This is a genomic window from Nostoc sp. CCY 9925 (genome assembly GCF_963920935.1).
GTDB lineage: Bacteria > Cyanobacteriota > Cyanobacteriia > Cyanobacteriales > Nostocaceae > Nostoc.
Window position 1 is genome coordinate 54,551 of the sequence record NZ_CAWUDO010000032.1, and the last position, 18,172, is coordinate 72,722.

The 18,172-nt window shown below is 40.1% G+C and carries 13 protein-coding genes; 6 read left to right on the plus strand and 7 right to left on the minus strand.

The window, feature by feature from the left end; all coding sequences use genetic code 11:
- Nucleotides 1-84 precede the first annotated feature (84 nt).
- A complete protein-coding gene (locus ACM0OY_RS17875; RefSeq protein WP_414570188.1) occupies nt 85-993 on the plus strand; it encodes an AAA family ATPase in 909 nt (302 codons plus the stop codon).
- 87 nt (nt 994-1,080) lie between these two features.
- Here the strand turns inward: ACM0OY_RS17875 and ACM0OY_RS17880 are convergent, their stop codons facing one another.
- Complete coding sequence (locus ACM0OY_RS17880; protein WP_414570189.1) at nt 1,081-1,221, minus strand: type II toxin-antitoxin system YhaV family toxin; 141 nt, start codon at nt 1,219-1,221, stop codon at nt 1,081-1,083.
- 122 nt (nt 1,222-1,343) lie between these two features.
- Between ACM0OY_RS17880 and ACM0OY_RS17885 the strand changes: the two genes are divergently transcribed.
- Together ACM0OY_RS17885 and secA are read left to right on the plus strand one after the other, a co-directional pair.
- The gene (locus ACM0OY_RS17885; RefSeq protein WP_414570190.1) at nt 1,344-1,973 is read left to right on the plus strand and encodes a cytochrome C; all 630 of its coding nucleotides are present in this window, start codon (nt 1,344-1,346) and stop codon (nt 1,971-1,973) included.
- 326 nt (nt 1,974-2,299) lie between these two features.
- Nucleotides 2,300-5,092: a preprotein translocase subunit SecA gene (gene secA / locus ACM0OY_RS17890; RefSeq protein WP_414570191.1), complete on the plus strand. Its 2,793-nt coding sequence runs from the start codon at nt 2,300-2,302 to the stop codon at nt 5,090-5,092.
- A 169-nt stretch (nt 5,093-5,261) separates the two neighbouring features.
- Here secA and atpC read toward each other — a convergent pair whose 3' ends face one another.
- From atpC to ACM0OY_RS17905, 3 genes are all read right to left on the minus strand, one after another.
- Nucleotides 5,262-5,675, minus strand: coding sequence for an ATP synthase F1 subunit epsilon (atpC, locus tag ACM0OY_RS17895; RefSeq protein ID WP_414570192.1), 414 nt, complete (start codon nt 5,673-5,675; stop codon nt 5,262-5,264).
- A gap of 156 nt (nt 5,676-5,831) precedes the next feature.
- On the minus strand, nt 5,832-7,280 hold the full coding sequence (gene atpD, locus ACM0OY_RS17900) for a F0F1 ATP synthase subunit beta (RefSeq protein WP_414570193.1): 1,449 nt from the start codon (nt 7,278-7,280) through the stop codon (nt 5,832-5,834).
- A 300-nt stretch (nt 7,281-7,580) separates the two neighbouring features.
- Nucleotides 7,581-7,799, minus strand: coding sequence for a hypothetical protein (locus tag ACM0OY_RS17905; RefSeq protein ID WP_414570194.1), 219 nt, complete (start codon nt 7,797-7,799; stop codon nt 7,581-7,583).
- Nucleotides 7,800-8,772: 973 nt separating this feature from the next.
- Here ACM0OY_RS17905 and ACM0OY_RS17910 point away from each other — a divergent pair.
- Nucleotides 8,773-9,597 (plus strand): SirB1 family protein, encoded by an 825-nt coding sequence (locus ACM0OY_RS17910; RefSeq protein ID WP_414570195.1) that lies wholly within the window; start codon nt 8,773-8,775, stop codon nt 9,595-9,597.
- Between the two features lie 76 nt (nt 9,598-9,673).
- Here the strand turns inward: ACM0OY_RS17910 and ACM0OY_RS17915 are convergent, their stop codons facing one another.
- The gene (locus ACM0OY_RS17915; protein WP_414570196.1) at nt 9,674-10,123 is read right to left on the minus strand and encodes an SRPBCC family protein; all 450 of its coding nucleotides are present in this window, start codon (nt 10,121-10,123) and stop codon (nt 9,674-9,676) included.
- A gap of 272 nt (nt 10,124-10,395) precedes the next feature.
- Between ACM0OY_RS17915 and ACM0OY_RS17920 the strand changes: the two genes are divergently transcribed.
- Both ACM0OY_RS17920 and ACM0OY_RS17925 read left to right on the plus strand, forming a co-directional pair.
- Nucleotides 10,396-10,548, plus strand: a complete 153-nt coding sequence (locus ACM0OY_RS17920) for a hypothetical protein (RefSeq protein WP_414570197.1) — start codon at nt 10,396-10,398, stop codon at nt 10,546-10,548.
- Between the two features lie 205 nt (nt 10,549-10,753).
- Nucleotides 10,754-12,415 (plus strand): mechanosensitive ion channel, encoded by a 1,662-nt coding sequence (locus ACM0OY_RS17925; RefSeq protein ID WP_414570198.1) that lies wholly within the window; start codon nt 10,754-10,756, stop codon nt 12,413-12,415.
- Nucleotides 12,416-12,830: 415 nt separating this feature from the next.
- On the opposite strand, the gene ACM0OY_RS17930 is transcribed toward ACM0OY_RS17925, so the two are convergent.
- Together ACM0OY_RS17930 and ACM0OY_RS17935 are read right to left on the minus strand one after the other, a co-directional pair.
- A complete protein-coding gene (locus tag ACM0OY_RS17930) occupies nt 12,831-16,043 on the minus strand; it encodes a WD40 repeat domain-containing protein (protein ID WP_414570199.1) in 3,213 nt (1,070 codons plus the stop codon).
- A gap of 68 nt (nt 16,044-16,111) precedes the next feature.
- Nucleotides 16,112-18,172 (minus strand): AAA-like domain-containing protein, encoded by a 2,061-nt coding sequence (locus ACM0OY_RS17935; protein ID WP_414570200.1) that lies wholly within the window; start codon nt 18,170-18,172, stop codon nt 16,112-16,114.

Sequence of the window (18,172 nt, forward strand, 5' to 3'; positions counted from 1 at the left end):
GGGGCATTGGGTTCGGAAAACTCTTAACCAGTCCCCAGTCCCCAGTCCCCACTATCTATTCCCTATTCCCCACTCCCCACTTGCATGAGAGAAAAAATTGACGCTTTAACACAAAATCTGACTCTTACCATCGTTGGCAAAACTGAGGCAATACGCTTAATGCTAGTAGCCCTGTTAGGTGGTGGTCATGCCCTTTTAGAAGATGTTCCTGGCGTTGGCAAAACCCTACTCGCTAAATCTCTAGCTCGTTCAGTGGATGGAAAGTTTCAACGGCTACAATGTACCCCCGATTTATTGCCAACTGACATCACTGGTACTAACATCTGGAACCCAAAAAGTGGCGAATTTACTTTTCTTCCTGGGCCAGTTTTTACCAATGTGTTACTTGCTGACGAAATTAACCGCGCCACACCCCGCACTCAGTCAGCTTTGCTGGAAGTTATGGAAGAACATCAGGTAACGGTTGATGGTGTCTCTCGTGCAGTTCCTCTACCGTTTTTTGTTATTGCTACTCAAAACCCCATTGAATATCAAGGTACTTTTCCCCTGCCGGAAGCGCAAATGGATAGGTTTATGTTGTCCTTGAGTTTGGGCTATCCTTCCGAAGCAGAAGAACTCCAAATGCTGCAAAATCTCCAAAATGGTGTCAAGGTTGCTGATTTACAGCCTTGTATTACCTTGGCAGAAGTACAGGAATTGCGTTACCTCTGTTCTCAAGTCAAAGTAGCAACCTCCTTGCAACAATACATCCTCGAATTAGTGCGGGCGACACGCCAAGATGAGGAAATCGCCCTTGGTGTTAGTCCGCGTGGCACAGTAGCATTACAACGAGCTGCCCAAGCATTAGCTTTTCTATTAGGGCGTGATTATGCCATTCCCGATGATGTGAAATTTCTCGTCCCTTATGTTATTTGCCATCGTCTGATTCCCAGAGGAGGACGCAACGCTAGAACCATTGTTGAGCGATTATTGCGCTCAGTTCCTATTCCTTAATGCAAGGTAAGTTCGATGAACTAAAAAACAGCTATCTGGGGTGGCGGTAACTGTATTTCTTGCTGTGGAGGATATTTGTTTGTGCTTCTACTCCAGTTCATCTTGCGTCAGTTCGCACTCCACGATAAATTCATCCAAACTATCAGGGAAAGTTCCTCGCGCTACCATTTTAGTAAATATCTCATAACAGTCATCCTTAGCACCTTCTTCGCGGAGAAAACCCAGCAAAAAAATTGCGATCGCTATATTTCTTGTTAAAACTCCTTACGCGCAATCTGAAACACTCCCAATACTACGTAAGTCCTATGATTAACACAAGCGCCACTTCTAAAAATCTGGGAATGTGAGGAATGTCAATTTTTGTTAAGCGAAAATCTCGTGATGGCGAAAAGCGATCGCCAAAGCCAAAGAGCGATGCCAACGGCGGGCTGCGTCAACGGCAAGTGCTACGACAAAGCAGCGAACGCGAATTCAAACGCCAATTTTTCGGTTTACTTTTGGTAATTATCACATGGAGTCTAGCTATGGGCTGGCTTCTAGCCTTGGTAACTAACGCCCAAAGTGCCACTCCCCCCTCCGAAATTGGCACAGTTGATCTAGTACCTGCACAATACCAACTGGGGCAAGAACTGTATTTGGAAAATTGTTCTACATGCCACATTGGCTTACCACCGTCCGTTTTCCCCACCCAAACTTGGAAAAATCTCCTGGAAGACTCCCAGCACTACGGCGCACAACTCAAGCCTCTAGTCGATCCGCCCCGCATTTTAGTGTGGAAATATCTTTCGACTTTCTCCCGCGTCAAACTCAACGATGAAGAAACACCCTATCGCCTCAGTAACTCACGTTATTTCAAAGCTTTGCATCCGAAAGTTAAGCTGCCACGTCCCCTCGAAATTGGTAGCTGTGTGAGCTGTCATCCCAGTGCGGGTGACTATAATTTCCGCCGCCTTAGCCCAGAGTGGGAGAATTCAAATTAGGGACTGGGGAGATGAGGCAGGGAGCAAGGGGGCAGGGAGCAGGGGAAAAGAGTTTTTCTCCTCTGCCTCCCAGCCTGTTCCAATCCCCAATCCCCAATCCTCAACGCCCCATCTGGAGGCAAAATGATACTATGAAGAAAGAGTAAATATAAGATAAGAGTTAAAACCAATCATTTAAGAAACTGATTGACTAGTTTTTCTCCTGTTTTTGAGTAAATTCTCATTTAGTACCCATCCACAACTAAGACTGTTGAGTGGGTTAAATGTTTATAATCAATGCCAAATCTTTAATCGCCATCCCCCTTGATTCAGTTCGATAACCTGCCATGCTAAAACTTTTGTTGGGCGATCCCAACGCTCGTAAGCTGAAAAAATACCAACCTTCCGTTACTGAAATTAACCTTTTAGAGGAAGAAATTAACACTCTTTCCGATGATGAGTTAAAAGGTAAAACCGCAGAATTTAAACAAAGACTCGCTAAAGGTGAAACTCTGGATGATATTTTGCCAGAAGCTTACGCCGTTGTCCGGGAAGCAGGACGGCGAGTCTTAGGCTTACGGCACTTTGATGTCCAACTACTTGGCGGTATCATTTTGCACGTAGGGCAAATTGCTGAAATGAAAACGGGTGAGGGTAAAACGCTAGTAGCCACCTTGCCGAGTTATTTGAATGCCCTTACTGGTAAAGGTGTACATGTTATCACTGTAAACGATTACCTGGCCCGTCGGGACGCCGAATGGATGGGACAGGTGCATCGGTTCTTGGGGTTGAGTGTGGGACTAATCCAGGCAAACATGACCCCCACTGAACGTCAGAAAAACTATAACTGTGATATCACTTATGTGACGAACAGTGAGGTAGGCTTTGACTACCTGCGGGACAACATGGCCACAGATATGAAAGATGTGGTGCAACGCCCATTTAACTACTGTGTCATTGACGAGGTAGACTCGATTTTAATTGATGAGGCACGGACACCGCTGATTATTTCAGGACAGGTGGAAAGACCTACAGAAAAATATCTCCAAGCTTCTGAAATAGCCGTCACACTCAAAAAAGACGAGCATTATGAGGTGGATGAAAAAGCTCGTAACGTGCTACTGACAGACGAAGGCTTTGCAGAGGCAGAAAATCTTTTGGGAGTCACAGATTTATTTGACCCAGAAGATCCTTGGGCGCACTTTGTCTTCAATGCCATTAAAGCCAAAGAACTTTTCCTCAAAGATACAAACTATATTGTCCGCAACGGAGAAGTCGTGATTGTGGATGAATTTACCGGTCGGGTACTACCCGGACGGCGTTGGAGTGATGGACTACACCAGGCCATTGAAGCCAAGGAACACGTAGAAATTCAGCCAGAAACTCAAACTCTAGCGACAATTACTTATCAAAACCTGTTCTTGCTGTATCCCAAATTGGGTGGAATGACGGGAACGGCAAAAACTGAAGAACCAGAGTTTGAAAAAATTTACAAACTTGAAGTCACGGTAATTCCCACCAACCGTGACAGAAGACGCGAAGACTTGTCTGATATGGTCTTTAAGACAGAATCAGGCAAGTGGGGAGCGATCGCCAGAGAATGTGCCGAAATGCACGAACTTGGTAGACCCGTATTAGTAGGAACCACTAGTGTGGAAAAGTCTGAGTATCTCAGCCGACTACTAAAACAGCTAGAAATTCCCCATGAATTACTTAATGCCCGACCAGAAAACGTGGAACGGGAGGCAGAAATCGTCGCCCAGGCAGGACGCAGAGGTGCTGTGACCATTGCGACAAACATGGCAGGAAGAGGTACAGACATCATCCTGGGTGGTAACTCTGAATACATGGCGCGTTTGAAGTTGCGGGAATATTTGATGCCGCGCATCGTTATGCCAGAAGATGAAGATGCGTTTGGCGTTCAAAGACCTGCCGGATTGCCTACAGGACACGGTGGTGGTCAAGGTTTCGTCCCTGGGAAAAAAGTTAAAACTTGGCGGGCTTCACCGGAAATTTTCCCCACCCAGTTAACAAAAGAAACCGAACAGGTACTCAAAGACGCAGTAGAAGTTGCAGTGCGTGAGTATGGCGATCGCAGTTTACCGGAACTGGAAGCTGAAGACAAGGTAGCTGTAGCTGCCGAAAAAGCTCCCATCGACGACCCCGTGATTCAGAAATTGCGAGAAGCTTATAAGCGCGTTAAACAGGAGTACGAACAATTCACCGAACGAGAACATAATGAAGTAGTAGAACTCGGTGGTTTGCACGTTATTGGTACAGAACGCCACGAATCGCGGCGAATTGATAACCAATTGCGGGGACGCGCCGGCAGACAAGGTGACCCTGGAACCACAAGATTCTTCCTCAGTTTAGAAGATAACTTACTGCGGATTTTTGGTGGCGATCGCGTTGCTGGATTAATGAATGCCTTCCAAGTAGAAGAAGACATGCCCATTGAATCGGGAATGCTAACTCGCAGCTTGGAAGGCGCACAGAAAAAAGTCGAAACCTACTACTATGACATCCGTAAGCAGGTGTTTGAGTATGACGAAGTGATGAATAATCAACGTCGTGCTATTTACGCCGAACGCCGTCGGGTGTTAGAAGGTCAAGACTTGAAAGAACAGGTAATCAAGTACGCTGAAAAAACGATGGATGACATCGTTGACTACTACATCAACGTGGACTTGCCTTCCGAAGAGTGGGAGTTAGAAAAGTTAGTTGAGAAAGTCAAAGAATTCGTCTATTTGTTATCGGATTTGCAGCCTAGTCAATTGGAAGATATGTCTGTAACTGAGATTAAATTCTTCCTCCACGAACAGGTGCGAATTGCTTACGACCTCAAAGAAGCGCAAATTGACCAAGTTCAACCAGGACTGATGCGTCAAGCTGAACGTTTCTTTATCTTGCAACGCATTGATACCCTGTGGCGAGAACACTTACAACAAATGGATGCTTTGCGTGAATCAGTGGGATTACGTGGTTACGGTCAAAAAGACCCGCTCATTGAGTATAAGAGCGAGGGTTATGAACTTTTCTTGGATATGATGGTGAATATTCGCCGAGATGTAGTGTACTCCTTGTTCATGTTCCAGCCGCAACCGCAACCAGTAGTGCAGGCTTCCTCGGAAATGGTGTAATTGACGGTAGAGACGCGATTTATCGCGTCTGTTGCTTTATATCAGTAGTGAAAAGTTTCATGCATATAAAGACGCAGAAGCAATAAAAATGCCTTTGCGTCTTTGTTTTACGTTAGACTTTTGAGGATGCCAATTTGAGATTTTGAAACAAATCTAAAATCCAAAATTGTTAGACTAAACCCCCAGCGGCTTGAAAACGAGCACGGGCACGCTTAAAGGCTTGATTCGCCTGGATTTGTGCTTGGCGATCGTCTGCTGTCACTTGACCCAGACGTGCTTCTGCTTGGTTATAAGCAGCACGGGCTTCTTCAAGGTTAATTTTGTCACCACGTTCAGCGCCGTTAACGAGAATAGTGACTTCATTCTCTTCCACTTCGGCAAAGCCGCCCAAAAGTGCGATCGCTTGCCAATTTTGATTTTTAGCGGCACGAACTCGCATCACGCCCGTATCCAGGGCAGTCAACAGTGGTGCGTGTCCAGTTAAAATACCTAACTGACCGGTAGTGCTAGGCAAAACTACTTCTTCAGCTGGAGCATCCCAGACAGTTTTATCTGGGGAAATTACACGAACGGTTAATGTCATTTGTCTTTTGTCCTTTGTCCGTTGTCTTTTGTCCTTTGTCAGTTATCATTTGTCCTTTGTCTTCTGCATTGCCATTAGTCATTAGCAGTTGAACTAATGACTAATGACTAATGACCAATGACCAATGACTAATGACTAATGACCAATGACTAATGACTAACCTTTAAGTTTTTCAGCTTTGGCGATCGCTTCGTTAATATCGCCCACCAAGTAGAAAGCCTGTTCTGGCAGCTCATCCAACTCACCAGACAGAATCTTTTGGAATCCTTTGATGGTGTCTTCCAACTTCACGTATTTACCAGGAGAACCGGTGAATACTTCTGCCACAAAGAACGGCTGAGACAAGAAGCGCTCAACTTTCCGCGCCCGCGCCACTACCAAACGGTCTTCTTCAGACAATTCATCTAGACCGAGAATGGCGATAATGTCTTGCAGTTCTTTATAACGTTGCAGAGTTGATTGCACAGCGCGGGCAGTATTGTAGTGTTCGTCACCTACAATGTTGGGCTGTAGCATGGTGGAAGTTGAACCCAGGGGGTCTACTGCTGGATAAATACCCTTAGCTGCCAAACCGCGAGACAGTACTGTTGTTCCGTCCAAGTGAGCGAAGGTGGTTGCAGGTGCGGGGTCGGTGAGGTCATCCGCAGGTACGTACACTGCCTGAATTGAGGTAATAGAACCCTCTGTAGTCGAGGTAATCCGCTCTTGCAGTTCACCTACGTCAGTACCCAATGTGGGCTGATATCCTACCGCTGAAGGCATCCGACCCAAGAGCGCTGATACTTCCGAACCTGCTTGCACAAACCGGAAGATGTTGTCAATAAACAGCAGCACGTCTTGTTTGTTGACATCGCGGAAGTACTCTGCCACTGTCAATCCCGACAGACCAACCCGCATTCTTGCTCCGGGTGGCTCGTTCATCTGACCGTAAACTAGAGCAATCTTCGATTCGTTGAGGTTGTCTTTGTTGATAACCCCAGATTCAATCATTTCGTTGTAGAGGTCATTGCCTTCACGAGTGCGTTCGCCCACACCAGCAAAAACTGATACTCCACCGTGCTGAGTTGCGATGTTGTTAATCAACTCCATCATGATCACGGTTTTACCAACACCAGCGCCGCCGAACAGACCAATCTTACCGCCGCGTCGATAGGGAGTCAGGAGGTCAACAACTTTAATCCCAGTCTCAAATACTGAAGGTTTGGTTTCTAGGTCAGTGAATTTAGGAGCAGAACGGTGGATGGGTAAAGTTGCCTCAGCATTTACAGGTCCTCTATTGTCCACGGGTTCGCCAAGGACGTTGAAAATCCGACCCAAGGTGGCTTTACCAACTGGCACGCTGATGGGAGCGCCTGTATCGACGACCTCCAGACCACGCACCAAGCCATCAGTGGAACTCATCGCAACAGTCCGCACCTGGTTGTCGCCCAGCAGTTGCTGTACTTCAACAGTGAGGTTAATATTCTGTCCAGCTTCGTTGGTGCCTTTGATGGTCAAAGCGTTGTAGATTTGGGGCAATTTCCCGCCGGGAAATTTAACGTCTACAACTGGACCAATGATTTGGGTAATGTAGCCTATGTTTGTTTTTTCTGCGGTTGTGACCATGCTGCGCCTAATGATTGAAGCTATATTTCAGATAAGGTCGTTGAAGACATAAGATTAAGCAATGTCATCTTTCAGGTTAGCACTGAACGCCCCCACCTTCGCCTTAAATTGATTCTTAAGACTGAGGTTGGGGATCAAAAATTCCCTCCGCTTGTAAAAGTGGCTTGGAGGAAACATAAAATACTTAAAATTGCAACTTTTTTAACTATCAGAATTAAAACTGCCATGTCAGGCGATCGCTAACACGGCAGTTTTCAAATTAAGTTGGTAATAAATTTATGCTTTTATTGTAATTTTCTGTTATTTACGCTTGTTGAATGAACTTATACCAAAAGCACCGATGGCCAAGATACCCAACATAGTTGTGGCTTCGGGAACAGATGCAGTTGCTGGGCTAAAAGAAGCTTTGAAAGCACTGTCACCAAAAAAACTGCCACCGATATCATCCCAAGTATTTTGGGTCAAGAGGCTAAAATCAGATCCGTTGTTGTAGAAAACAAAGTCTCCTCCAGAATACACGCTTTGAAAACCAGTAGCACCTAACCCTGCTAGACCTGTAGTTCCATCAAAAAAATTTGACGCACTCAGAAATGCTACGTACTGTTTACCTGAGGTTAAACTAATTCCGCCTGTATTAAAAGTGAACTGCCAATAGGCTTGTTTTGAAGCTTTTTACTAATTTTTCAGGTTGAAATCTGCATAAATACACATAATTTTTCTGTAAAAATACTATTGTTTCACTAGAAAAAGCTACTATGATTTAGAAAATAGAAGCTTTTTGTAGCGATCGCACTCAGATAACGGGCAATACAAGAGAATAATCACCTAAGTGTAAATTCAATGCAGCTAAATAGTAGGATTTTGTATATATACAAAAAATCTTAAAATACTAATATTATTAAGCTCTTAAATGAATAGTCATGCTCAAAAATTGTATAAATTTACAGTCAAATTATATACAAAGTATAAATATTATGTAGGGGTTTTACGTAGGCATAGCCCGTCTTCGGTATCGCCAACACAGCAGTCGGTAAAGCTAATTTAGAATTAAACGAACATACATAAAAAATCTGCCCTTCCAAGCGATCGCTTCAAAGAGCAGTACCATGCCATTTCATTCAAATAGTTAATACAAATGCTCTCAATCCCGTTTCGGAATTACGTAATCAGTAATTATAAATTTATAGTTTTATAATATACGCTATACACAGAAATAAACAAATAAAGTAGAAAAAATTTCATAAATATGTATTTTAGTCAATAGCAAAGTAGCTATATGAATTTATTTTCATACTTTGGATAGATCGATTTCATGAAGTCTATGTACAAACGACATTTCCAAATCTTGTGAATATTCATAATATAAAAATAGGTACAAAAAGCGGAAAGTCACAGCAATCGCCTTTTGGCAGATATAACTTTGCAAGAAACTGTTTTTAGTTGAGCCAAGCCACTTTCGCTTCATCCTCACACATCCACCGAGCAATAACTTATGAATTTCTCGTTAGCGCGACAATATTTTTATCAGGAGATTCAGCAGTCTGACGACGAAATTAATTTAGCAAAGGCAGCTTTATATATTGCACAAGAAGAATATCCCAACCTAGACCCAGAGGAATATCTCAATGCCCTTGATACAATGGCATGGGAGCTGCAAGAACGCCTGCCCCAACAGCGATATCCTCTGCGAGTAATTCAAACTATTAATCAATATCTCTACGAGGATTTAGGATTTTCTGGTAATAAAATTGACTACTACGACCCGCGCAACAGTTATTTGAATGATGTAATTGACAGACGATTGGGGATTCCCATTACTTTAGCGTTAGTTTACTTAGAGGTTGCGCGACGGATTGATTTTCCGATGGTGGGTGTAGGAATGCCAGGACATTTCTTAATTCGCCCGGATCTTGCAGATATGGAAATTTTCGTCGATGCCTTCAATGGTGGTGAAATAATATTTCCTGAAGATTGTCAAGAAAGATTATCTCAACTTTATCAGCAACCAGTGACGCTACAACCAGAATTTTTAGCTGTGGTAACTCATCGGCAATTTTTGGCACGGATGCTGACAAATCTCAAATTTATTTACCTAAAACAACAAGAGTTAGAAAAAACACTAGGAGCAGTTGAAAGAATTTTACTGCTGTTTCCCGATCTGACTTTAGAGTTGCGCGATCGCGGTTTGATTTATTATCAACTCGCCTACTATCCCCAAGCCATAAACGACTTACAAAATTATTTAGTAAAAGTTCCTGATGCCAAGGATGCATCGGTGATTCGGCGGCTACTTACCGAGTTGGGAAAAGATGGGTAGGGAGTGGGGAGTGGGGAGTGGGAGGAGCAGGGGAAACAGGGGGAGAAATAAGCAATGCCCAATTACGAATTACGAATTACGAATTATTTTGTTCTTCTGCGACTCGTTTGAGACGGCGCAACTGGGCTTCCATATCTTGTTTTGTCCAAGATGCAGCAAAGGTTTTGAAACCCCAACCGACTAAGGGGTTAGGAATATCGAATTCAAAGCGGTTCAGTAAGAGTGTTCCTTTTTGTGTTGGTTGACATTCCCAGCGATCGCGTCCTTGAAAAAATCCCTGAAATTCCCAGACTACCAAACCTGGTTGCCGTTCCACAACTACGCTATTCAAAGTAGGTTGGAGTAGAGGAATTTGAATAATAAAACGACTTTGACTGCCTACATCAGTACTCCAAACTTTGCCCACAGGTTCGCAACGAAGGACAGGGTTCAGCCAACGGTGCATGAGGGCTAAATCGCTAATACAGCGCTCGACTACCGTAGCTGTAGCGTTAATTTGAATCGATTGTTCCAGTACTTGGGACATTCCAGATCTTTTAAGCTGTTGCTGCAATTAAAGTAACGCAAAATGGGGCATTGGGGGTGTTGACTGATGACTGAGGAGTCGGGAGTTTGGAGTTAAGAATTATTTTCTCCTTTGCCTCCTTGCCCCTCTGCTCCCCATCTCCCTGATTCGCCACTGCCGTTTTGATTTTTTTTTTGATCAAACGACAAAATCTTGACTATATCAAATAGACAATGAGTTTACGGGTAATTTGCTGGTAAATTGATAGGCAAAACACTAGTAAACTTACTGGGATGCAGAATTATTCAACGGGTCGCGTCCAGGATTCTTCAATTTTAGTACAACAAATTGGGGAAGAATGGGCGCTCTGGAATTGGGTACGGTTACTGAGTACTGGACAAGAAACTCTTTTACAGCAATTTTCAGGTAAATATACTATGCATTGACGGCACAGCATTCATGCTTTTACCACAGATGTTGTTGAAATGTATGAAAGCTGCTGTAAAATTTTTTTCAGGTATAAATCCACGTACTTATCTTCCCAGTACTTAGTCTCTAGTACCCAATCCCCAGTCCCTAGTTGAAATCCAGCCAACCAATAAGTATCTAAGTGTTTTTAGCGAATACGTAAAACCTTAATACCGGAAAACCATGAACACAACTTGGCAAGGGATAACCCAGTTGATAGATATTGGTTTATCGATGAGGGTACAGCAATTTTTAGCACAATCACCCAGTCTGCAAACAGGTCAAGCAGCAGTAAACGAAGGTGTCGCTAATGTGCAAGGAATTGTTGAACAGTTGATTCTGTTTATGCCCCGTGTGCTGGGGGCAGTGGTAATTTTGTTTGTAGGTTGGCTAATTGCAGCGATCGCCGCCACGGTGACGCAAAAAATTCTCAACCGCACAAACATAGATAATCGGATTGCAGCAGGGATAACTGGTCGTCAGGATGTTCCTCAGGTGGAGAAGTTAATCTCCGACTTGGTTTTTTGGAGCATTATCTTGCTGACGGCGGTAGCTGTTTTACAAACCCTGAATCTAGAGATCGCATCTCGACCCCTCAATACTTTTCTTGAGCAACTTATTGGCTTTTTGCCAAAGTTGGTTGGTGCAGGAATCCTTTTGGCAACCGCCTGGGTATTAGCCAGTATTGTCAAGGTTGTTACTGTGCGCTTATTACGGACATTTAATCTGGATGAGCGTCTGAATCCACAACCCGCAGACAGCGTGCCCAGCCTCAATCAATTGTCTCTCAGTGAAACCATTGGCAATGCTCTGTATTGGTTTATATTTTTACTGTTTCTCGTTCCAATTCTGGATACTCTCGGACTCAGGGAAGCCTTAGAACCAGTACAAGCTCTAATTACAAAGATTCTGGTAATTCTGCCAAACATTTTAGCAGCGGCGCTAATTGCCGCAGTTGGCTGGTTTATAGCTAATGTGGTGCAGCGGATTGTGACGAACTTGCTAGCAAGTACTGGTATTGACCATTTAGGTAGTCGATTTGGATTATCTTCGACTGCGGGAGTGCAATCTTTATCGAGTATTATCGGTACGATTGTCTATATTTTGATTTTGATTCCTGTGGCGATCGCAGCGCTTGATGCTTTACAAATTGCAGCGATATCAGTGCCAGCGATCGCAATGTTACAACAGGTTCTCAACGCCCTACCTGCCATCTTTACAGCTATAGCAATTTTGATTATTGCCTATTTCCTGGGACAGTTTGTAGCAGATTTGGTTACAAGTATCCTGACTAATTTAGGCTTTAATAACATTTTCGCTGTATTAGGTCTGACAACACCTACTAGGCGAATCGTCATTTCCACAGAATCAACAGAACCAACACCTCCTCCAATTCCTACCCGTACCCCATCAGAAGTTGCAGGCATTGTTACCTTAGTGGGTATTATGCTATTTGCAACGGTGGCGGCGGTAAATATTCTGAATATTCCAGCCCTGACAGCCTTAGTGTCTGGTATTTTGATTATATTCGGGCGGATTTTAGCGGGTTTGGTAATATTTGCCATTGGTTTATTCCTGGCAAACCTGGCTTTTAACATTATTACCAGTTCTGGCGACCGTCAAGCACAGATTTTAGGACAGGTAGCGCGGATTTCCATCATTACCTTAGTCTCAGCAATGGCACTGCAACAAATTGGAGTTGCTAGTGATATTGTAAATTTAGCCTTTGGACTATTATTAGGTGCGATCGCTGTTGCTATTGCCCTAGCTTTCGGCTTGGGAGGTCGTGAGATTGCCCGCGAACAAGTTCAAGAATGGCTCAATTCTTTCAAAGGTAGAAACTAAAAGTTGATGCAGGTACAATTTTTTCTGTAAATCTGAGAAAATGTAGCTGCAAGCATCAAGAGTAGAGAAAATCTATCACCATTTTTGCCTAAAAGGTTGAAAGTTACGACTTAGAAACTCGGAGTTTGAGTGTAGAACTTGACATTTCCAGTTCAGAAGCTCAAGTTCCGAGTTTTGAATAAATGTCAGCAATAAAAAGCTGTTCAAATCTAGGTGTGAACGTCTTTAAAAGAATCAATAAAAACTGTAAGGCGAAATTCTGAAGTAATCAGGACTTACGCAAGGATTACGATTTTACGTCATTACGAGCGTTCGCGAAGCGTCTCGAAGAGAAGCGAAGTAATCGCAAAGCCTGATTTTTCATCACGAGTGCGTAAATCCTAGTAATAAGTTGAGTGAGTTAAAAAAAGAGATATCATGGACACAATTTTTCTTTATTGTCAGTAAACGAATTAAAATAATTATTTTCAGGATAAACTTTAAAATAATCATCTTTCAGCCAATCGCAACTTTCTTGCAGCAGAGCGTCTAATTCTTTAATCTCCCATTCATCGACTTTACCATTATCGCCAGCAGCATAAATTTTTATATTTTTTGTTGTAGTATTAACGTTAAAACTTAGACTCACAGTTTTTTGCCAATCTCCAGAAAACTCAGCTACTTGACGACCTTCTAAGTCCCAAACTTTTACTAAGTTATCATCACCAGATGTTGCTATTAATTCCCCATTATAACTAAATTCGACCGTAGTAACTTTAACTATATTCTCTTCATCCCATTTGTTGTTTACAGAAATGCTCATACTATTATCTTTCTCTTTCTCTTTCTCTTGTTTAACAGCAATTTCCCAAAGGTTGATAGTTTGCTTTTCTCCAACAACAGCGAGGAACTTACCATCTGGACTAAATTTCATACTTTTAATGCCATTGTTACTGGGAATTTTATCCAGATTACTATTCCAAGTTTCTCCTCTCAAATTCCAAAACTTTACTTTTGCTGTGTCATCTATAGTGGCAATTATTTTATCTTGTGGGTTAAAAATTGCATTATTAAATCGATTGTTTTCATTATACAGTGTGCTTTTTTTGTCTAAGAAAGTCCATATACTAGCATTACTATCATCCTCAATAATCACAAAGTAATCTTCTACTTGATCCTGGGAGTAAGCATCGGAGCCAAGAATTATATTCTTAACTTTCCTATTAGTTTGCAGTGAGATAGTTTTATGCAAATTCCCAGAAAAATCCCATAGTTGTACTATGTTGTTGTCATCAACAGTAATAATTTTTTTCTTGTCAGGACTAATATCTACACTCTTAGCCTTAATATCTTTACCTAATTTATCTTGTAAATGTATAAGCACTTTTGAATCATCAAGCTTTAACAGTTTAACAGAACCGTCCTTTTTGAAAATCAATAGACGTTGCCTCTTATCATAGGCTTGGCCTATACCTATAATCTTCAATCCCTCTTCTTTAAAATACGGCTCTTTTTTAAGCTTGGATAGATCCCACAGACGAACTGTTTTCTCTTTGCCACCTCCACCTGTCGCAAGGTAGTACTTATCATCGACTTCAGGACTAAAAATTAGGCTAGATACTCGATGGTTGTGAGCTTTTAATGAGTAATCATCAGTTTTATTGTTTTGTAAGTCTTCTAGTTTCCAAAATTGGATTATTTCAGTATTTCCTGTGATTGCAACAAATTCTCCATCCGGGCTGAAGTTCACGTTAGGTTCGGAGATGAAGTTTATATTACGTTCCTCTTTCTCCTTAAATTTCAAAGTTGATAATTGAGGCTTTCCATCAAAATTCCAAAACATCACAGTGCCGTCTTTTCCTGCCGTAGCAATCAAATTTACACAGCCAGAACTCAAATTTACACAACCAGGACTGAAATTTACACCTTTTATTCCTCCCTGCCGATCTTTTATAATGATTTTTCGTTCTTTTATAATGGTTTCTCGTTCTTTGCTAGATATATCCCATAATCGCACTGTTCCTCCCTGTTCTGCTGTAGCGATTAAAGTTCCGTCTAGGCTAAAACTTAGAGTCTCAATTTTTCTATCACCTTTTAAATTACGTATTTCTTTTAATTTGATTTTTCCTTGATCAACTTTATTATTGAACTCAACTTGCCAGAGTTTAACCAAACCTTCGTTTTTTCCTAATGATAAAACTGTAGCAAGTATCTGACCGTTGGGACTAAATTTTATGCTAGTAATTTCTCCTTTTTGATATATCTCATTTTTTTCGCCAATCAGTTTACCTGATGTATCCCAAAATTTAATTTTTTTATTCTTCATTCCTGATGTAGCAAAGAACTTATTTTCATGGTTAAAACTAATACTTGTAATAATACCTTGTTCGACAACTGTAGGTTCTATCGGTAGTTTTTTTGAAGGGTCTGACAAATTCCAAAGTCGGATTGAACCATACTCACCTGTTGAAGCAACAAGAATTAGTGCATCCGGAGTATCTTGCATAAAACCCAAAGTCATAAACGATGTTTTATTCTCATCAACCTCATTTTTCGGATCGATATTTTTAACAATAAATTCGTTTTTTTGATAGATATTTTCAAGAATATATTGTAAAGGAAATAACAGATTAATCTTTTTATATCTTGTTTCTGCCAAATCATTATTTATCAGATTTTTCAGTTCTTGCCCATATTCTGTAGCTAACACTAGAGAAGACAATTGTCCACCATCATCAAATTGATTTCTAGCTTTAACTCCCTTAGCGTCTAGTGATTGTTGTACATATTCTGGAGGTTGTTTTGGGAAGAATATTATTAACAAGCATACTAATAGTGACAAACCCAAATAAAACTTTATTTGCGATAAAAATCTGCTAATTTTACTTTTTAATTTTGACCACCATGACAGCTTTGATCTTCCTGCTTCTAATACTTCTTCACTCGATCTGGTTGGTAGCTTATCTAACTGGGTTTGAACCCAAGTCTCGTTAAAAATTAATTGATATATGTTCTTAGCAATTTTGAAATTTGAACCATTCTCGGCTATTAAACCTAACCGCAGCAAAGCTTCATCTTTAATTGCTATGACTACATTATTTTGCAAAATGTTTTGGTAGATTTCTAGGATTAAACGACGATTTTCTTCGTCAATATAAAGAATATTATTGTGAACCTGTTTCCAGTTTTGATGATATACCTCATTGCCATTTTTCCATTCTTGTATCAATTGGGATCTTTCTAAGCAACCCTTAACCCAATCTTCTACACTGGTCTCTATGTTTGATTCCTCGACGAGAATTAGATCGCAAAGCTTATCTTCTAGGAGCTTATCTTCCTCTGCCCAGTATAATACCTGTTTGAAAATAGAGTTTTCCTTTAACTGCTTGTCAACCCAGTTTGTGTCGAAACACTCTTGATGAATGCGGCTGGTAATTTGTAAGCATCCTCCCCGTTTGGATATCAAACCAAATCTTAATAAATCCTCTTGTATTGGGAGAGTTTCATCAAGAGGAGTATTGTTTATGATTTTGCGATAAATAATTAGACGTTCAAAAACTCGCCGCGAATTATCTTGTTCATCTTGTACATTTTGAGCTAATAAGTACTGACTAATTTTATTCAAATATTCATTAAAATACTCTGTCATATTGTTTTTACATTACGTAAAAGTTATGGATTTTCTAAATGTAAAATTTTCTCATAATTTATAAACTATCAAGCATTCTTAAAAGGTGTAGTTATTTGTCTCTTCACTAACTTATCAATATAATCAATATAATTTTCTTGTTGACCAGAAGTAACATCATTTAGAACGATTTTTAAAAGCTGTTGGGTAAGGAAAGGGTGACCGCTTGTCCAGTACGAAATTCTGTCAAGCATAATTTCGTATTTTACATTGTTAAATTTTTTGTTTAAACCGTGAGTTATAATAGGTTTTGCTTGTTGTTCAGAAGCATTACCCAAATTAATTCTCCAACCAATTGTAATATTCTTGACATCTGGTGGAATACATTCAGAGTCTACAATTACATCTAATAGAAGAAATGTAAGTTTTTCAAAATCACTATTTTCTCTACGTCTCTCATAACATGAGCAGAGTAAATTAAATATTTCATCTTGAAAATCAAATCCATTAATAATATCAAAAAGACGATAATCATCTTTCCCATTTTCGGAAAAACTTATAGAATCAAAAATAATGATTATATTATGTTCTTTTTCGATTTTTAAAAGTTGCGTTTCGATATAATTAATTAACAATTCTTGTCCCTGATTTGGATCTGTTGCTGAATCCTTATTATTCCTCCACCAATCGTTAATATTAAAATTTTCTGTTTGAGAATTTAAACCAAATTTTTTATTAATTATTTTGGCTACACTTAAGTACCATTGACCACGCGCCTTCCAGTCAAATTGTCGGCGATTACTTTCTTCATATATTTTATCAGAGTTGATAATTACAAACTGTGTGTTTTTTGCTTCTAAATAATTATTTATTTCTTTAAAAAATTCGTCCTTGTCAGGAAGTTGCGAACTTAATACATAACAAAAATCTCCTGCTTTTAATCCTTCATAAAGTTTTTCTACTTCTGTCTCAAGCTCAGAGTTATTTTGCTCAGAAGATGAAGATATATTTTCTCGCTCTGTCTCATCAATCCAAGATTGATTGAAAATAGATTCGTAAATGCGATTATAAATTTTTAATTTTCTATCGCTTTCGACTACTAAACCTGACAATAAAATTTCCATGTGTATTCTATTATTTTTGTCTAACTTAATCTCTTTTCCTTCTAAAATCTGCTTATATATAGTCAGTAATTGTTTACAATAAGGGCTATTTTTTAAACGATCATTTATAGTAAGTAAATTCTTTTGTGAATCATTTTTCATCCAATTATTGATTATATTATGTTGCACTAATTGTTCTATAATTTCTTTTTCTTTGCCTTGTTTTATAGTTGTATTTTCCTGATTATTTTGAATACCGGAATATTTAGAAAGTATTATTTGGCAAACTTTTTGGGTAAGATAAGGTTGTCCGCCTGTCCAAAATAATACTTCTTCCAGTACTGCTTTGGGATCGCTAATTTTTTCTTTTAATTCTTTGAATCCATTTTGCAAAGGCTCTGTTTCCTCAATTTTAAAGCCAGTCAATTCAATCTCTTGACCAAAATTAAATGGTGTGATTTTATTGTTTGCAATTAAATCGAAAGGTGTTGCGACTCCCAGCAGAGCAAAAGTAAGTCGCTTGTATTTATCATTATTGTCACGTTTGTTATAACAACTACGGAGAAAATTAAAAAACTCATCTTTGAATTCTACTTCGATAATCCTATCAATTTCCTCAACAAATATAATAATGTTTTGATTAACCTTTTCTAGCAAAACTTCTTGGATAAACTCAATTAGCCCAAACATGAAATTAGTTCTTTTTTTGTCCCACCAGTCTTTCTCTTGAATGTCTATCTTAAAATATGCTACTAGTTGGCTAATAATTGTGGAATAAAAATCTTCTTTAGATACTTTATCAGTGCAAATTTCCGTCATGTCAATTACAGCACAAGAAAAACCTTTATCTTTGAGTTTGTTCATAGCTCGTACTCGTAAACTGGACTTACCCATCTGCCGAGCATTAAAGATATAGCAGTACTCCCTTGCTTCTAAGTTTTTAATAAGTTCATCATCAGCCTGCCGAATTACATAACTCCTAGCATTATGGTTTAAAGAACCACCAGTTTGATAATATTTATCACTTGGGTCGAATACTCTATTCAT